Origin of the sequence: Burkholderia cenocepacia (genome assembly GCF_014211915.1) — a bacterium.
Classification (GTDB): domain Bacteria; phylum Pseudomonadota; class Gammaproteobacteria; order Burkholderiales; family Burkholderiaceae; genus Burkholderia; species Burkholderia orbicola.
Window position 1 is genome coordinate 598,898 of the sequence record NZ_CP060040.1, and the last position, 16,317, is coordinate 615,214.

General features: G+C 67.8%; 15 protein-coding genes. 10 read left to right on the forward strand and 5 right to left on the reverse strand.

Annotated features, from left to right (window positions below):
- Positions 1-18: 18 nt before the first annotated feature.
- Positions 19-1,290: an MFS transporter gene (locus tag SY91_RS19200; protein WP_011547905.1), complete on the reverse strand. Its 1,272-nt coding sequence runs from the start codon at positions 1,288-1,290 to the stop codon at positions 19-21.
- 471 nt (positions 1,291-1,761) lie between these two features.
- On the opposite strand from SY91_RS19200, the gene SY91_RS19205 reads away from it, so the two are divergent.
- The 8 genes from SY91_RS19205 (at position 1,762) to SY91_RS19240 (ending at position 11,109) form a co-directional block, all read left to right on the forward strand.
- The gene (locus SY91_RS19205; protein ID WP_023476679.1) at positions 1,762-2,706 is read left to right on the forward strand and encodes a MurR/RpiR family transcriptional regulator; all 945 of its coding nucleotides are present in this window, start codon (positions 1,762-1,764) and stop codon (positions 2,704-2,706) included.
- Complete coding sequence (locus SY91_RS19210; RefSeq protein ID WP_023476680.1) at positions 2,703-3,692, forward strand: isoaspartyl peptidase/L-asparaginase family protein; 990 nt, start codon at positions 2,703-2,705, stop codon at positions 3,690-3,692. The genes SY91_RS19205 and SY91_RS19210 overlap by 4 nt, the downstream gene beginning before the upstream one ends.
- Before the next feature lie 25 nt (positions 3,693-3,717).
- Complete coding sequence (locus tag SY91_RS19215; protein WP_023476681.1) at positions 3,718-5,622, forward strand: dipeptide ABC transporter ATP-binding protein; 1,905 nt, start codon at positions 3,718-3,720, stop codon at positions 5,620-5,622.
- 129 nt (positions 5,623-5,751) lie between these two features.
- Complete coding sequence (gene gsiB / locus SY91_RS19220; protein WP_023476682.1) at positions 5,752-7,314, forward strand: glutathione ABC transporter substrate-binding protein GsiB; 1,563 nt, start codon at positions 5,752-5,754, stop codon at positions 7,312-7,314.
- Positions 7,315-7,381: 67 nt separating this feature from the next.
- Positions 7,382-8,302, forward strand: coding sequence for a glutathione ABC transporter permease GsiC (gene gsiC, locus SY91_RS19225; RefSeq protein WP_006479236.1), 921 nt, complete (start codon positions 7,382-7,384; stop codon positions 8,300-8,302).
- A 7-nt stretch (positions 8,303-8,309) separates the two neighbouring features.
- On the forward strand, positions 8,310-9,203 hold the full coding sequence (gene gsiD / locus SY91_RS19230; protein WP_023476683.1) for a glutathione ABC transporter permease GsiD: 894 nt from the start codon (positions 8,310-8,312) through the stop codon (positions 9,201-9,203).
- Complete coding sequence (locus tag SY91_RS19235; RefSeq protein WP_023476684.1) at positions 9,203-10,285, forward strand: P1 family peptidase; 1,083 nt, start codon at positions 9,203-9,205, stop codon at positions 10,283-10,285. Before gsiD ends, SY91_RS19235 begins: the two co-directional genes overlap by 1 nt.
- Complete coding sequence (locus SY91_RS19240) at positions 10,282-11,109, forward strand: M55 family metallopeptidase (protein WP_006479232.1); 828 nt, start codon at positions 10,282-10,284, stop codon at positions 11,107-11,109. The genes SY91_RS19235 and SY91_RS19240 overlap by 4 nt, the downstream gene beginning before the upstream one ends.
- A 35-nt stretch (positions 11,110-11,144) precedes the next feature.
- Here the strand turns inward: SY91_RS19240 and SY91_RS19245 are convergent, their stop codons facing one another.
- Positions 11,145-11,924 carry an alpha/beta fold hydrolase gene (locus tag SY91_RS19245; RefSeq protein WP_006479230.1) on the reverse strand — a complete coding sequence of 260 codons (780 nt, stop codon included), beginning with the start codon at positions 11,922-11,924 and terminating at the stop codon, positions 11,145-11,147.
- Between the two features lie 142 nt (positions 11,925-12,066).
- Here SY91_RS19245 and SY91_RS19250 point away from each other — a divergent pair, with 142 nt between their 5' ends.
- On the forward strand, positions 12,067-12,846 hold the full coding sequence (locus SY91_RS19250) for an AraC family transcriptional regulator (RefSeq protein ID WP_034174843.1): 780 nt from the start codon (positions 12,067-12,069) through the stop codon (positions 12,844-12,846).
- 431 nt (positions 12,847-13,277) lie between these two features.
- Here SY91_RS19250 and pcaG read toward each other — a convergent pair whose 3' ends face one another.
- The 3 genes from pcaG to SY91_RS19265 all read right to left on the reverse strand — a co-directional run bounded on the left by pcaG (position 13,278) and on the right by SY91_RS19265 (position 15,424).
- Positions 13,278-13,871, reverse strand: a complete 594-nt coding sequence (gene pcaG / locus SY91_RS19255) for a protocatechuate 3,4-dioxygenase subunit alpha (RefSeq protein ID WP_006479229.1) — start codon at positions 13,869-13,871, stop codon at positions 13,278-13,280.
- Positions 13,872-13,874: 3 nt separating this feature from the next.
- Entirely contained in the window at positions 13,875-14,582 is a 708-nt protein-coding gene (gene pcaH, locus SY91_RS19260) for a protocatechuate 3,4-dioxygenase subunit beta (protein ID WP_011547893.1), read from the reverse strand.
- A gap of 275 nt (positions 14,583-14,857) precedes the next feature.
- Positions 14,858-15,424: a YiiX/YebB-like N1pC/P60 family cysteine hydrolase gene (locus tag SY91_RS19265; protein ID WP_023476686.1), complete on the reverse strand. Its 567-nt coding sequence runs from the start codon at positions 15,422-15,424 to the stop codon at positions 14,858-14,860.
- 120 nt (positions 15,425-15,544) lie between these two features.
- Here SY91_RS19265 and SY91_RS19270 point away from each other — a divergent pair, with 120 nt between their 5' ends.
- Positions 15,545-16,282 (forward strand): helix-turn-helix domain-containing protein, encoded by a 738-nt coding sequence (locus tag SY91_RS19270; RefSeq protein WP_023476687.1) that lies wholly within the window; start codon positions 15,545-15,547, stop codon positions 16,280-16,282.
- The last annotated feature ends 35 nt before the right edge of the window (positions 16,283-16,317 follow it).

Below are 16,317 nucleotides of genomic sequence, written 5' to 3' on the forward strand. Positions count from 1 at the left end.
TCCTGGTGAAAACGGAGGTCAGGCGTGCTGCGCGAGCAGGCGTTCCTGCTTCGACTGGCCGCGGATCAGCAGTGCGAGCAGCGTGACGCCGATGATGTCGAACAGGCCGAGGCACGCGAACAGCGGCGCGTAGCCGATCTTGTCGGCGAGCGCGCCGACCAGCAACGAGAAGCCGAGGCCGCCGATCCACGCGGCCATCCCGGCGAAGCCGCTCGCGGTGCCGACCTCCTCGGGGTCGAACACGTCGGCCGACAGCGTGTTGACGAGCGCGGAGATCATCTGGTGCGCGAAGCCGCCGACGCAGAACAGCGCGATCGCGGTGTACGGCGACGACGCGAGCCCGATCATCGCCGGCCCAAGCATCAGCAGCGCGCCGAGCGCGACGCCCGCGACGCGCGACCATACGAGCGGCAGCTTGAAGCGATTCGCGAGGTAGGGCGACAGGTAGCCGCCCGCGATGCCGCCCAGGTCGGCCGCGAGAAACGGCATCCACGCGAACACCGCGATCTGCGTGAGCGGCATGTGGCGCTCGGTCGCGAGGTATAGCGGAATCCAGAAGCTGAAAGTTTGCCACGCGGGTTCCGCGAAGAAGCGCGGCAGCGCGATCGCCCAGAAACGTCGGGCGGTGACGACGTCGCGGATACGGCGCTTCGACACGGGCGGCATCGTGGCCTGGCCGTCGCGGATCAGCGTGCGTTCCTGCGGCGTGATGCGCGGATGGTCGGCCGGCGACCGGTACTGCGTGTACCAGAGGGCGGCCCAGACGAACCCGAGCGCGCCGGTGGCCATGAACGCGGCCTGCCAGCCGAACCGCATCGACAGGAACACGACGAGCGGCGGCGCGATCGCGGCGCCGAGCGACGTGCCCGCGTTGAAGTAGCCGACCGCGACGGATTTCTCGCGATCGGGAAACCATTCGGCGACGGCCTTCATTCCCGACGGAATCGCGGCGGCCTCGAACAGGCCCAGCAAGCCGCGCAGGATGCCGAGCGACAGCCAGCCCGACGCGAAGCCATGCGCGACGCCGACCACCGACCACAGCATCGCGAACAGCGCGAACCCGAGCCGCAGCCCGATCAGGTCGACGATGAACCCGCATACCGGCTGCATGATCGTGTAGCCGATCTGGAACGCGCCGACGATGTACGAGTACTGCTGCGTCGAGATCGCGAACACTTGCTTGAGCTCGGGCGCGAGCACCGCGAGGGAATTCCGTGCGAGGTAGTTGAGGATCGTGCCGAGACACACGAGCACGATGATCCACCAGCGCAACGCCTTGACTGTCTTCACTGCTGTCTCCTGTCAGGGAGGGCGGGCGCGCGGCGCCTGCCCGGTCCGTGAGGGCCACCTGTTCGGGGCGGCTTGTTTCGTTTTATTCGTACGATGTCCGATCTTGATATGCGTCGGTTTTACCGGGTTATATCGAAATCACGGTGTTCGAGCGAACATTTCGTCGTCATCGAACTGAAATGTTATCTGACGACTGATCATTTTCGAACATCCTATGTTCGAATGCGAATCCGGTCAACGTGAATCTGCATTCGAACGAACGTACTCGGGGTTTTCCCGATGAGCGGAGGCAATCGCTCGCGCGGCGGCGCAGGACGGCCGCCCGTCAAAGACCCGTGCGACGGGGCCGGATGATCGTCCGGAGGGCGACGCGCGCCGGATGGGGCGTGACAACCCTGATGAAAATTTATTTCTTTTCGGGAATCGGATTGTGTAAATTCATTTTCATCAAACCTTGCAACAACCCTTCGCATGACGCCTCTCGTTCCGCCCGATGTCAGTCACGACGAACCCGCGATCGCCGAGCGGATCGCGTCGACGATGCCGTTGATGACGCCGATTCACCGGCGCATGGGCGAATTCGTGCTCGCGAACCCGTTTCGCGCGGCGACGATGCGGATCGACGAGCTCGCGCAGGCGGTGAATGCGTCGATCGCGACCGCGAACCGCTTCGCGAAGGCGCTCGGTTTCGACGGCTATCCGGCGATGCGCGCGGCGCTCGTGCGCGGCTTCGAGGCCACGCTCGGACCGGTCGAACGGCTGCGTTCCGCGCAGGAGCAGGAGTCCGGCGTACGCGGCGCCGCATGGATCGACGCGGTGTTCGACCAGGCTGCCGCCAACATCGAGAACACGCGTGCGCAACTGGATGCGGCCGACGTCGAGGCGGCGGTCGAGGCGATCGTCGGCGCACGGCGCGTGCTGATTCTCGGCGCCGGGTCGAGCGCATTTCTCGCCGGGCTGATGGAGCACGGGCTGTCGGTGTGCCACGACAACGTGCAATCACTCGCGCTGCTGGGCGGCCCGTCGCATGCGGCGCGGCGCCTGTATACGGCCGACTCGCGCGATCTCGTGATCGCGCTCGCGTGTCCGCGCTACGTGAAGGACACGATCGAACTGGCCCGCCGCGCGGCGGCGCGCGGCGCGCGCGTGCTCGGCATCACCGACGGCCCGCAATCGCCGCTCGCGCCGCTCGCGTCGCTGAACCTGTACGTCAAGGCCGAACGGCGTTTCGCGGCCACGTCGGAAGCCGCGGTGCTGACGATGATCGAGGCGCTGATCGATGCGGTCGCGCTGCGCACCCACCGGTCCGCGAAATCCGCGGCCGAGATGACCGAATTCCTGCTGCCGTGGCTCGTGCAGCCGCAAGCGGCGCTGCCGGCCGCCAACTCTTCTTCCCCACGTCCGAAAAAATCATGACTTCATCCGCGATCGTCGCGATTCACGGCGGCGCAGGCACGATCCTGCGCGAAGCGATGGATACCGACACCGAACGTCGGTACCGCGCCGAACTCACCGCGATCCTGCAGGCCGCGCAACAGGTGCTGGCCGAGGGCGGCAGCGCGCTCGACGCCGTCACCGTCGCGGTGCGGATGCTCGAGGATTGCCCGCTGTTCAACGCCGGGCGCGGCGCCGTCTATACGGCCGAAGGCAAGCACGAACTCGATGCGGCGGTCATGGACGGCGCGACGCTCGGCGCCGGCGCGATCTGCTGCGCGACGCGCGTGCGCAACCCGGTGCTCGCCGCGCGGCGCGTGATGGAGGCGAGCGAGCACGTGCTGTTCGCCGGCGCGGGCGCCGATGCGTTCGCGGCCGCGCAGGGGCTCGAACTGGTGGAACCCGGCTATTTCGACACCGAATCGCGGCATGCGCAGTGGGTGAAGGCGCGCGCGGCGGCCGGCGTGATGCTCGACCACGACGCGGCCAGCTTCGCATTCGGCGCTGCCGCACAACCCGCCGAGCCGCTCGATCCGGACCGCAAGCACGGCACGGTCGGCGCGGTCGCGTGCGACCTGAACGGCCACATCGCGGCGGCGACGTCGACGGGCGGCATCACGAACAAGCAGCCGGGGCGCGTCGGCGATTCGCCGATCATCGGCGCCGGCTGCTATGCGGACGACGCGACCTGCGCGGTCTCCGCGACAGGCACCGGCGAGATGTTCATCCGGCTCGCGACCGCGCATGACGTTGCCGCGCAGATCGCGTATCGCGGCGCGTCGCTCGCCGACGCCGCGCACGACGTCGTGATGAACAAGCTGCCGCGCCTCGCGGGCCGCGGCGGGATCATCGCGGTCGACGCGCACGGCAACGTCGCGATGCCGTTCAACACCGAAGGGATGTATCGCGGCTACGCACGCGTCGGTGAAGCGCCGGTCGTCGGCATCTACCGCGACGACGCGGCCTGATCCGGATCGCACGAGGAGATACGCCATGACTTCGAGCCGTAACCCGTCGCCCCTGGCGCTGCCCGAGCAGCGCGTGGTGGCCGTCGACGACCTGTCGGTCACGTTCCGCCGCGAAGGCGCGACGTTCGACGCGGTGCGCAACGTGTCGTTTCACGTCGATCGCGGCGAGACGCTCGCGATCGTCGGCGAATCGGGCTCGGGCAAGTCGGTCACGTCGCTCGCGCTGATGCGGCTGGTCGAGCACGGCGGCGGCGAGATCACGAGCGGCCGGATCGCGTTCCGGCGCCGTGGCGGCGCGCTGGTCGATCTCGCGCGGGCGAGCGCCGCGACGATGCGCGGCATCCGCGGCGCGGACATCGCGATGATCTTCCAGGAGCCGATGACGTCGCTGAACCCGGTGTTCACCGTCGGCGACCAGATCAGCGAGGCGATCGCGCTGCACCAGTCGAAGGGCGCGGCCGAAGCCCGCGCGGAAGCGCTGCGGCTGCTCGATCTCGTGCGCATCCCCGAAGCGCGCCGCGTGTTCGCGCGCTATCCGCACCAGCTGTCGGGCGGGATGCGGCAGCGCGTGATGATCGCGATGGCGCTGTCGTGCCGGCCCGCGCTGCTGATCGCCGACGAGCCGACGACCGCGCTCGACGTGACGATCCAGGCGCAGATCCTGCAACTGGTGCGCGGGCTGCAGGACGAAATGAACATGGGCGTGATCTTCATCACGCACGACATGGGCGTGGTGGCCGAAGTGGCCGATCGCGTGCTCGTGATGTATCGCGGCGAGAAGGTCGAGGAGGGCGAGTCGGACCGCATCTTCGCGACGCCCGCGCATCGCTACACGCGGGCGCTGCTCGCGGCCGTGCCGCGGCTCGGCTCGATGCAGGGCACCGACGCGCCCGAGAAATTCCCGCTGCTGAAGGTGGACGGCACGCGCGCGACGGCCGCGGCGCCGACCACGACGTCCGCCGCGAACGACGCGCAGCCGCCCGTCGATCACGCCGCGCCGCCGATCCTGCGCGTGCGCGATCTCGTCACGCGCTTTCCGGTGAAGAGCGGCGTGTTCGGCCGCGTGTCGCAGTACGTGCATGCGGTCGAACGCGTGAGCTTCGAGCTGCGCGCGGGCGAGACGCTCGCGCTCGTCGGCGAATCGGGCTGCGGCAAGTCGACCACCGGCCGTTCGCTGTTGCGTCTCGTCGAATCGCAAAGCGGCTCGATCGAATTCGACGGCCGCGACATCAGCGCGCTGAAGGGTTCGGACCTGCAGGCGTTGCGCCGCAACATCCAGTTCATCTTCCAGGATCCGTTCGCGTCGCTGAACCCGCGCCTGACCGTCGGCTTCTCGATCATGGAGCCGCTGCTCGTGCACGGCGTCGCGAGCGGCAGCGAGGCGCAGGCGCGCGTCGACTGGCTGCTCGACAAGGTCGGCCTGCCGCCGGAGGCCGCGCGCCGCTATCCGCACGAATTCTCGGGCGGCCAGCGCCAGCGGATCGCGATCGCGCGTGCGCTCGCGCTGAACCCGAAGGTCGTGATCGCCGACGAATCGGTGTCGGCGCTCGACGTGTCGGTGCAGGCGCAGATCGTCAACCTGATGCTCGACCTGCAGCGCGAGCTCGGCGTCGCGTACCTGTTCATCTCGCACGACATGGCCGTCGTCGAGCGCATCAGCCATCGCGTCGCGGTGATGTATCTCGGTCAGATCGTCGAGATCGGCCCGCGCCGCGCGGTGTTCGAGGCGCCGCAGCATCCGTACACGAAGAAGCTGATGAGCGCGGTGCCGGTGGCCGACCCCGCGCGCCGGCATGCGCCGCGCCAGCTTGCCGCGGACGAGATTCCGAGCCCGATCCGCGCGATCGGCGACGAGCCGGTCGTCGCGCCGCTCGTCGCGGTCGGCCCCGATCATTACGTCGCGACGCATCGCGTCGGCGGCGCGTATTGAACGCGCGGGAGGGTGCATATGGACCGAAGCTGCGCACGAGCAAGGCAACGGCGTCTTTTTCCCGAAAGGGTGCCGTCACGCCGCGATTTCCACCACGCGTTACCGAATCATCCACAGGAGCCCAGCAAGATGAACAAGCCGTATTCGTTCCCGATGTTCCGTCCGCGCGCGCTGTTCGCCGCGGGGGCCGGCGCGCTCGCGTTGTCGGTCGCGGTGCCCACGTTCGCGCAGCAGAACGTCGTGGTCGCCGTGTACTCGACGTTTACGACGATGGACCCGTACGACGCGAACGACACGGTGTCGCAGGCTGTCGTCAAGTCGTTCTACGAAGGCCTGTTCGGTTTCGACCGGAACATGAAGCTCGTCAACGTGCTGGCGACCAGCTATACGGCGTCGCCGGACGCGAAGGTGTACACGGTCAAACTGCGCCAGGGCGTGAAGTTCCACGACGGCACCGACTTCAATGCCGCCGCGGTGAAGGCGAATTTCGACCGCGTGACCGATCCGGCGAACAAGCTGAAGCGGTACGGCCTGTTCCGGGTGATCGAGAAGACCGAAGTGGTCGATCCGAACACCGTGCGGTTCACGTTGCGCGAGCCGTTCTCGGCGTTCATCAACACGCTCGCGCACCCGTCCGCGGTGATGATTTCGCCGGCCGCGCTGAAGAAGTGGGGGCGTGACGTGTCGCTGCATCCGGTCGGTACCGGCCCGTTCGAGTTCGTCGAATGGAAGCAGACCGACGACATGAAGGTGAAGAAATTCGCCGGCTACTGGAAGAAGGGGTATCCGAAGGTCGACGCGATCGACTGGAAACCGGTGGTCGACAACAACACGCGCGCCGCGCTGATCAAGACCGGCGAGGCCGATTTCGCGTTCACGATTCCGTTCGAGCAGGCGACCGATCTGAAGAGCAATCCGAAGGTGGACTTGATCGAGGCGCCGTCGATCATCCAGCGCTACATTTCGCTGAACACGCGGCAAAAGCCGTTCGATAACCCGAAGGTGCGCGAAGCGCTGAACTACGCGGTCAACAAGGATGCGCTCGCGAAGGTCGTGTTCGCCGGTTACGCGACACCGCAGACGGGCGTGGCGCCGACGGGCGTCGAATACGCAACGAAACTCGGGCCCTGGCCGTATGACCCGGCGAAGGCGCGTGCGCTGCTGAAGGAGGCCGGCTATCCGAACGGCTTCGAATCGACGCTGTGGTCCGCCTACAATCACACGACGGCGCAGAAGGTGATCCAGTTCGTCCAGCAGCAGCTCGCGCAGGTCGGCGTGAAGGTGCAGGTGCAGGCGCTCGAGGCCGGCGAGCGCGTCGCCCGGGTGGAGAGCGCCCAGGATGCGGCGAAGGCGCCGGTGCGGATGTACTACAGCGGCTGGTCGGCGTCGACGGGAGAGGCGAACTGGGCCCTGTCGCCGCTGCTTGCGTCGGAGTCGGCGCCGCCGAAGCTGTACAACACGGCGTACTACAAGAACGGTCTGGTCGACGACGATCTCGCGCAGGCACTCTCCACGACCGATCGCGCGAAGAAGGCCAGCCTCTACGCCGATGCGCAGAAGCAGATCTGGGCCGACGCGCCGTGGATCTTCCTCGTGCAGGAGAAGATCGTCTACGCACGCAGCAAGCGCCTGCAGGGCATGTACGTGATGCCGGACGGCTCGTTCAACTTCGACGAAATCTCGCTGAAATGACGGCGGTTCACCCGCCACGCGGCGCCGGCGGCGCAATCCGCCGGCGCGTTGACCCGATCGGTGCCCCATGCTGAATTTTCTCGTCAAACGCCTGTTCGGCCTGCTGCCCACGCTCGCGATCGTCGCGGTGCTGGTGTTCCTGTTCGTGCACCTGCTGCCCGGCGACCCGGCGCGGCTCGCGGCCGGCCCCGAAGCCGATGACGCGACGGTCGCGCTCGTGCGTGCCGATCTCGGGCTCGACAAGCCGATGCCGACCCAGTTCGCGAACTTCTTCGTGAAGATCGCGCATGGCGATTTCGGCATCTCGACGCGCAGCAAGCGGCCGGTGTCGACCGAGATCGGCGAGCGCTTCATGCCGACGCTGCTGCTCACGCTCGTCAGCATGGTGTGGGCGACGGCGATCGGGATGGCGATCGGGATCGCGTCGGCCGTGTGGCGCAATCGCTGGCCCGACCGACTCGGGATGACGATCGCGGTGTCGGGCATTTCGTTTCCCGCGTTCGCGCTCGGCATGCTGCTGATGGAGATCTTCTCTGTGAAGCTCGGCTGGCTGCCGGTCGTGCCGGACGGCACGTGGAAGAGCTACGTGCTGCCGTCGCTGACGCTCGGCGCCGCGGTCGCCGCCGTGATGGCGCGCTTCACGCGCGCGTCGTTCGTCGAGGTGCTGAACGAGGACTTCGTGCGCACCGCGCGCGCGAAGGGCGTGCATGAGCCGATGGTCGTGCTCAAGCATTGCCTGCGCAACGCGATGATTCCGGTCGTCACGATGATGGGGCTGCAGTTCGGCTTCCTGCTCGGCGGCTCGATCGTCGTCGAGGCCGTGTTCAACTGGCCGGGGCTCGGCCGCCTGCTGGTCGATGCGGTGACGATGCGCGACTACCCGGTGATCCAGGCGATCGTGCTGCTGTTCTCGCTGGAATTCATCCTGATCAACCTGACCGTCGACGTGCTGTACGCGGTCATCAACCCGACCATCCGGTTCAAGTGAGGCGCGCATGAACGCGACTGTCCAGCCCGCGGCGCCGGCCGCACCGACCGCGATCCGCACGCCGTGGCGCGAATTCTGGCGCAAGTTCCGCAAGCAGACCGTCGCGCTCGTCGCGGGCGGCTTCGTGCTCGCGCTCGTCGTGCTCGCGTTCGTCGGCCCGCACATCGTGCCGTTCGATCCGGAGAACTATTTCGACTACGACGCGCTGAACGCGGGGCCGTCGGCCGTGCACTGGTTCGGCGTCGATTCGCTCGGCCGCGACATCTTCAGCCGGATCGTCGCGGGCACGCGGATCTCGCTCGCGGCCGGCTTCTTCTCGGTGGCGCTCGGCGCGGTGATCGGCACGTTCTTCGGGCTGCTCGCCGGCTATTACGAAGGCTGGTGGGACCGCATCACGATGCGCATCGCCGACGTGCTGTTCGCGTTCCCCGGCATCCTCCTCGCGATCGGCGTGGTCGCGATCCTCGGCAACGGGATGGTCAACGTGATCTGCGCGGTCGCGATCTTCAGCATCCCGGCGTTCGCGCGGCTCGTGCGCGGCAACACGCTGGTGCTCAAGCACATGACCTACGTCGAGGCCGCGCGCAGCATCGGCGCGTCCGACTGGACGATCATCATGCGGCACATCCTGCCGGGCACCGTGTCGTCGGTCGTCGTCTACTTCACGATGCGGATCGGCACATCGATCATCACCGCCGCGAGCCTGTCGTTCCTCGGGCTCGGCGCGCAGCCGCCGACGCCGGAGTGGGGCGCGATGCTCAACGAGGCGCGCGCGGACATGGTGACGGCGCCGCACATCGCGGTGTTCCCGAGCCTCGCGATCTTCCTGACCGTGCTCGCGTTCAACCTGCTCGGCGACGGCTTGCGCGACGCGCTCGACCCGAAGCTGGAGCGCCGTTGATGCGGCCTGCACCGATGTGGACAGCGACGCTGCCGGCCGGCCCGCGCGGCACGATCGCCGACGTACCGGGCGTGACGGTCGGCCATTGCACGCTGGATGCCGGCAACGTGCAGACGGGCGTGACCGTCGTGAAGCCGCATCCGGGCGACGTGTACCGCAGCAAGGTGCCGGCGGGGGCGGCCGTGATCAACGGGTTCGGCAAGAGCGTCGGGCTCGTGCAGGTCGACGAACTCGGCACGCTCGATACGCCGATCGCGCTGACCCATACGTTCGGCGTCGGCGCGGTCGCACAGGCGCAGATCCGCGCGGCGATCGCGGCGAATCCGCGGATCGGCCGCGACTGGTCGACCGTCAATCCGCTCGTGTTCGAGTGCAACGACGGTTACCTGAACGACATCCAGGCGTTCGCGGTCACCGCCGCGCACTACGACGACGCATGCCGCGCGGCGTCGCGCGACGTCGCACGGGGCGCGGTGGGCGCCGGGCGCGGGATGTCGTGCTTCGACCTGAAAGGCGGGATCGGTTCCGCGTCGCGCGTGGCCGTCGCGGCCGGCCGGCCCTATACGGTCGGTGCGCTCGTGCTCGCGAATTTCGGCCGGCTGCCGATGCTGACGCTCGGCGGCGTGCCGCTCGGGCGCATCGTCGCGCAACGGCGCGCAGCCGAAGCGGTTCACGCGGCGCCGCCCGAGCAGGGCTCGATCATCCTGTTGCTGGCCACCGATGCGCCGCTCGACGCGCGGCAACTGTCGCGGCTCGCGCGCCGCGCGGGGGCGGGGCTGGCCCGCACGGGTTCCGTCTACGGGCATGGCAGCGGCGACATCGCGCTCGCTTTCTCGACCGCCTACACGATCGCGCACGACGCATCGACGATCGCGCTGCCGGCCCTCGTGGCCGATGCGGCGCTCGATCCGCTGTTCATGGCCGCGGCCGAAAGCGTCGAGCACGCGATCGCCGACGCCTTGCTGCAGGCGGTGACGGTCGCCGGGCGCGACGGCCACGTGCGGCAAGCGCTGCGCGACGCGGTGCCCGATCTCGACCGGCTGTTCAACGAAGACAACGAAGGGCATCTGACCCAGTCATGAAGATTCTGATCTCGACCGACATCGAGGGCGTCGCCGGCGTATTCGCGACCGAGCAGACGCGCGCCGGCAATCCGGAATACGAACGCGCGCGCCGCTGGATGACCGCCGAGGCGAACGCGGCGATCGAAGGCGCGTTCGCAGGCGGCGCGCAGGCCGTGTGGGTCAACGATTCGCATGGCGGCTATCGCAACCTGCTGCCCGACGGGCTCGATGCGCGGGCGCGCGTCGTGCTCGGCAAGCCGCGCACGCTCGGAATGATGGCGGGCCTCGAACAGCAGCCCGATCTCGTGTTCATGATCGGCTATCACGCGAAATCGCAGACGCGCGGCGTGCTCGCACATACGATCAACAGCTTTGCGTTCACGCAGGTGTGGCTGAACGGCGTCGAGCTCGGCGAAGCCGGGCTGTGTGGCGCGCTGGCGCGCGAATACGGTGCCCATGTCGCGCTCGCGACCGGCGACGACGTATTCGCCGAGGAAACGCAGCCGCTGTTTCCGGACGCGCGCTTCGAGACGGTCAAGACGGCCGGCGGCACATCGAGCGGCGAGACGCTCACGCCGTCCGCGTCGTGCGCCCGGATCGCGACCGCGGCGCGCGAGACGGTCGCGCAGGCGCTGTCGTCCGGCCGGCGCGCGGGCGCTCATCGGCCCGCGCCGGCCGCCTGCACGCTGCGCGTACAGACGGCCGCGCTCGCCGACCTTTTCTGCGTGCTGCCGTCGCTCGAGCGCGTCGATGCGGTGACGCTGCGCTTCGACGGGCCGTCGGTCGAGCACGTGGTGCGCACGCTGAACAGCCTGTCGGCGATGTCGTTCATGCTGCGGTGATGCGTGCCGCGACGATGCCGCCGGCGCGCGGCCGGTCAGCCGATCGCGACGGGGCGGGCCGTCGGGGCGAGCAGGAATGCTTCCATCGCCGCGACCAGCGCGAGCGGGGTTTCGTTCATCGGATAATGGCCGGCATTGCGCAACACGTCGACGCTGGCGAGCGGATAGCGCCGCAGGTAGGTGCGGGCCATCAGCGCCGCGTCGAACGCCGGATCGTGCTCGCCGATCAGTACCTTGACCGGATGGATGCCCGTGATCTCTTCGCTGAAATCCGTATCGGCCCACGCGCGGAAGTATGCGGCGAATGCCCGCGCCGACGAACAGGCTGCCGAATACGCGGCTTTCCACTCGATCCAGGCGGCGGGCAGCCGGTTACCGGTGCTGCGGTCGATGATGGTCCGGCGATCGGCGAGGTGGTCGGCGGCCCGCTCGAATAGCGCGCGTCGAGCGGCGTCGAACGGCAGGCCGCCGCACGGCACGGGTGCGATCGCCACCAGCGCGCGCACGCGGTCGGGCGCGATGGCGGCGATCTTCTCGATCGCCATGCCGCCCATCGAATGGCCGACGAGACTGAAGGTCGGAAAGCCGAGCGCGTCGGCGAGCGCGAGCGTATCGGCGGCGATCTCGTCGATCGTGTAGTTGCCGTGTGCGTCGCGCATACCGCCGTAACCTCGGTAGTCCATGAATACATAGCTGAAGTGCTCGCGCGACAGCCAGGCTTCGAGCGGTTCGAACGCGCGGGCGTCGCCGAACCAGCCGTGCAGCACGAGAACAGGGTGGGGGCCTTTCCCCACGCGATGAAACGTATTGGGCATGTCCGCTCCGATGAGGTTGCCATCCGGCCGACCAGGCCGGCGGGGGTTGCGGCCGCGAGGTCGCGCAACGGTGGAGCGGATCGTAGATCGTTCGAAGGCGACCCGCCTTCGATATCGGGTCATTGATGATGGAATTCGGGCCGTGAGAAATACGCTGCTAGATCCCTACGAACACATTCCCCGGAGCGTGGTCGTGCTCGCCAACGACTTTGCGGCGGGCACGACGTTTCCGGATCACGCGCACGTGCGCGGGCAATTCGCGTTCGCGTCGCGCGGCACGATCAGCGTGTCGACGCCGCACGGGCGCTGGCTGGTGCCGCCGCAGCGCGCGTGCTGGGTGCCGGCCGGCGTGCGGCACGAAATGACGATGACCGGGCCGGTCACGATGCTCAATGCGTTCGTGTCCGTCGACGCCGCGCAGGCGGCCGGGCTGCCGGCCCAGTGCGGCGTGTATGGCGTGTCGTCGCTGCTGCGGCAACTGCTCGACGATGCGATCGACCTGCCGGCCATGTACGACGTCGACGGTCGCGCGGGCAAGCTGATGGATCTGCTGGTCGCGGAAATCGCGACGATGCCGCGCCTGTCGCTGCATGCGCCGCTGCCGGCCGACGCGCGGCTGGCGAAGGTGTGCCGGCACCTGTTCGCGGCACCGTCGATCGACGCCGATCTCGACCGCGTCGCGGCCGACGCAGGCGTGAGCCGCCGCACGTTCACGCGGCAGTTTCGCGCGCAGACGGGCGTGAGTTTTGCCGCTTGGCGCCAGCAGGTCTGCATGCTGGCGGCGATTGCCCGCCTGACCGACGGGCAGCCGGTGACGCGCGTGGCGCTCGATCTCGGCTACGCGAGCGCGAGTGCGTTCACGTCGGCGTTTCGCCGCATTCTCGGCGACACGCCGAGCCGCTATCTCGAGATTCGTCGCTAGCCGGTCGCCGCCAAAAAATACGCGTCCGCCAACTTCGGCCAGACGCGTTTAAAGGCACTCTGTCTGAAAAAAATGCGCGGGCCGCCTCAGGGGCAGCGTCGCGCATGATGCATGTCATTGTTGCTTCGTCTGATTTAATCCTGTCAGCTCGTTGCGGATAACGAAGCATACGCCGCATAACGCGCAAACGATATCGTGTCGACCCGCCGATTGATGTGCTGTCGCAGCATGCGTTTCAATGGCGAGTTCGATATCGGGGCGGGAAGCCGATGACGACGGGCATCCGCGGCCCCGTTGGTCACGATGCAGTGCACCATCGAATGATGGGGGCGCCGTGCGCAAAAACGCCGTGTGGCGCGATGCCCGTCGGTATCGCGTCACACGGCGAAGCGGTTGCGCCCGAAGCCGTCAAGCGCCGGCGCGTGCGTGCGTCAAACGTCGAAGAACACGGTTTCTTCCGGCCCCTGCATGCGGATGTCGAAGCGGTAGACGACCGGCCGGCCCGGCTGCGCGTCGCGTTTCGCGACGAGCGTCGCGCGGCGCTCGGCCGGCACCGCGTTCAGCACGGGGTCGATCGCGTTCGCGGCGGCTTCGTCGTCGAAGTACACGCGTGTGAACGCATGGGTGAGAATGCCGCGCATCATCACGGTTACGTTGATGTGCGGCGCTTCGTCGGCGGCGACGCGGCCCGGCTTCACCGTCTCGACGACGAAGCGCTGCTGCGGGTCGGTGCCCGTGCCGACTCGCGCAAAGCCCGTGAAGCCGGATTTCGCGATGTCGTCGCGCGACGCGGGGTAGCGGCCCGCGCCATCCACCTGCGTGAATTCGAGCACCGCGTCGCCGACCACGTTGCCGTCGCCGTCGAACACCTGCCCGACCAGCAGCACATGCTCGCCCTCGGCGTGCGCCGCGGCAATCGTCGGCGTGAACAGGCTTTTCAGGTCGTAGTCGTATTGTTGCGGGCACAGGCCGTACGCGAAGTACGGGCCGACCGTCTGCGAAGGGGTTTGCTTCAGCGTCGTCATGGTTCAGCGCTCCATCGGGGTGGCGTCGCGGCCGCGCAGCACGATGTCGAATTCGTAGCCGAGCGCATAGCCTTCTTCGGTGATGTCCATCGAGAAGCGCGAGATCAGGCGCTCGCGCGCGGCTTCCGGCGTGCCCTGGAAGATCGGGTCGTACGCGAGCAGCGGATCGCCGGGGAAGTACATCTGCGTGACGAGACGCGAGCCGAAGTAATCGCCGAACAGCGAGAAGTGGATGTGATTCGGGCGCCACGCGTTCGGATGGTTGCCCCACGGATACGCGCCGGGCTTGATCGTCAGGAAGCGGTAGCGGCCTTCGTCGTCGGTCAGGCAGCGGCCCGCGCCGAGGAAGTTCGGGTCGAGCGGCGCGTCGTGCTGGTCGACCTTGTGCACGTAGCGGCCGGCCGCGTTGGCCTGCCACACCTCGACGAGCGTGTTGCGCACGGGCTTGCCGCCTTCGTCGAGCACGCGGCCGGTGACGACCATCCGCTCGCCGAGCGGCTCGCCGTTCTTCACGGCGTTCTTCGTCAGGTCGTGGTCGAGCGCGCCGAGATCTTCCGCGCCGTAGACGGGCGCGTACTGGTCGCGGAGTTTTTCCTTCAGCGGGATCAGCGGGCGGGTCGGGCCGCGCTTCACGGACGAACGGTACTCGGGGTGGACATAGGCCGGATGCGACGGCCAGTCGCGCGGCGTGAGGATCGTGGGGGAATCCATCGGGCGTCTCCTGGTAAGTATTGGGCGAGGTGGATGGCACGACTTTAGCCAATCCGGAAAGTTATGAAAAATGACCTTTTCTCGCGAATCGCATAACCATTCGTTATGTTCGTCCGGGCAATGAAAATCCGCCGGACAGGAAGCCTGTCCGGCGGAAAAAGCGATCGGGCTTCGCGTCGTCGGTGACGACCCCGTGCACGGCCCTCCAGCCAGCCCGTCGCTGTTTTTTGTCGTTCGTTCTCGTTGTTATCCGATCTTCCCGAGCGTGCCCGTCGTCAGGGATGGCGGGGATCGAACACGATCCCGTCGAATTCGAGCGCCAGCGTGCCGCCGCGCAGCAGGGCCGACGGTGTCGCCGCGTGGCCGGCACCGAGCACGTCGGTCACGTACTGCGCGCAGAAACCGCGCCGCGCGCGCAGGTCGAAGCGGCTGCCGAGCAGCGCGTCGATTCGCTGCTCGGCCAGCGCATGGATGCGGCGTTGCGCGTCGGCCGACGCTGCCGCGACGCGGCGCGCCAGCGCGATGCGTCCGCCGTCGGCACGGGCAACGAAGCGCGACAGCGGCGTGAGCTTCGTCCACGCGAATACCGTGGGCTCGGCGATCAGCGGTTCGTCGCCCGACGTATCGACGACGATGCCGAAGCGGTTGGCCCACGTGCCGGCCGACCCGGCCGTGGCATCCGGTGCACCGGCCGGCACGCGGATGAACACGAGATCGCCGACATGCGCGCCGGCAGCCAGTGTGCGCACGGTGGCGAGCGGCATCGTGCGATCGGTGTCGCGTGCATCGCGCGGTGCGGTGGAGTGCGGTTCGCAGGCGGCTGTGTCGATTCGGGTGGTCATTTCGGCTCCGTCGTTGCATGACAGGACGGAGCGGATTATGCAGACAAGTATCCAAAAGTGCTGATATGGATGCGTGGGTAGCCTAATATCCGACCTCGAGCATCATTTTTTGATACCGACATGACTGAGACCGCCCAACTCATCGAAACGCTGAAGCGCCAGCTCAAGGCGCAGGGAATGACTTACCGGGACGTCGCGCGTGCGCTCGACGTCTCCGAGACGAGCGTGAAGCGGCTGTTCGCGAGCGGCCGCTTCACGCTGGAACGCGTCGCGGAGATCGCGCAACTGCTCGGCTATACGCTCGCCGAGCTCGTGCAGGAAGCGTCGGCATCCGCGCCGCGCCTGCGCGTGCTGACCGAGCAGCAGGAGGCGTTGCTCGTGTCGGACGAGAAGCTGCTGCTGGTCGCCGTCTGCGCGATCAACTACTGGACCGTGCAGGACATCGTGGCGGCCTATCGGCTCACGCAGGCCGAGTGCGTGAAATACCTGCTGATGCTCGACCGGATGAACGTGATCGCGCTGCTGCCCGGCGACCGGATTCGCGTGCGGGTCGCGCGCGATTTCGACTGGCTGCCGGGTGGGCCGATCCGCCGTTACTTTCACGCGCACGTGCTCGACGACTTTCTCGGCAGCCGCTTCGACGGCCCCGGCGAGACGATGACGTTCCTGCAAGGGATGCTGACGGACGCGGCCGCCGCGGAGCTCGAACAGGAACTGCGGCGGCTCGCCAGCAAGGCGGCGGCGCTGCATGCGGAGTCGTCGTCCGCGCCGCTCGGGCACAAGCACGGCACGGCCCTGCTGATCGCGAAACGGATCTGGGAGCCGACGGGATTCCATGCGCTGCGGCGCCACGGATGACGCCACGCCGAACGCTTGGGTCTTTCCGGAAAGTT

Bases quoted from the DNA above. Each gene is read 5' to 3' on its own strand.
- SY91_RS19270 (WP_023476687.1), top strand. From the start codon at position 15,545: ATGACTGAGACCGCCCAACTCATCGAAACGCTGAAGCGCCAGCTCAAG.
- pcaH (WP_011547893.1), bottom strand. From the start codon at position 14,582: ATGGATTCCCCCACGATCCTCACGCCGCGCGACTGGCCGTCGCATCCG.
- gsiB (WP_023476682.1), top strand. From the start codon at position 5,752: ATGAACAAGCCGTATTCGTTCCCGATGTTCCGTCCGCGCGCGCTGTTC.
- SY91_RS19240 (WP_006479232.1), top strand. From the start codon at position 10,282: ATGAAGATTCTGATCTCGACCGACATCGAGGGCGTCGCCGGCGTATTC.
- pcaG (WP_006479229.1), bottom strand. From the start codon at position 13,871: ATGACGACGCTGAAGCAAACCCCTTCGCAGACGGTCGGCCCGTACTTC.
- SY91_RS19245 (WP_006479230.1), bottom strand. From the start codon at position 11,924: ATGCCCAATACGTTTCATCGCGTGGGGAAAGGCCCCCACCCTGTTCTC.
- SY91_RS19265 (WP_023476686.1), bottom strand. From the start codon at position 15,424: ATGACCACCCGAATCGACACAGCCGCCTGCGAACCGCACTCCACCGCA.
- SY91_RS19235 (WP_023476684.1), top strand. From the start codon at position 9,203: ATGCGGCCTGCACCGATGTGGACAGCGACGCTGCCGGCCGGCCCGCGC.
- gsiC (WP_006479236.1), top strand. From the start codon at position 7,382: ATGCTGAATTTTCTCGTCAAACGCCTGTTCGGCCTGCTGCCCACGCTC.
- gsiD (WP_023476683.1), top strand. From the start codon at position 8,310: ATGAACGCGACTGTCCAGCCCGCGGCGCCGGCCGCACCGACCGCGATC.
- SY91_RS19215 (WP_023476681.1), top strand. From the start codon at position 3,718: ATGACTTCGAGCCGTAACCCGTCGCCCCTGGCGCTGCCCGAGCAGCGC.
- SY91_RS19210 (WP_023476680.1), top strand. From the start codon at position 2,703: ATGACTTCATCCGCGATCGTCGCGATTCACGGCGGCGCAGGCACGATC.
- SY91_RS19205 (WP_023476679.1), top strand. From the start codon at position 1,762: ATGACGCCTCTCGTTCCGCCCGATGTCAGTCACGACGAACCCGCGATC.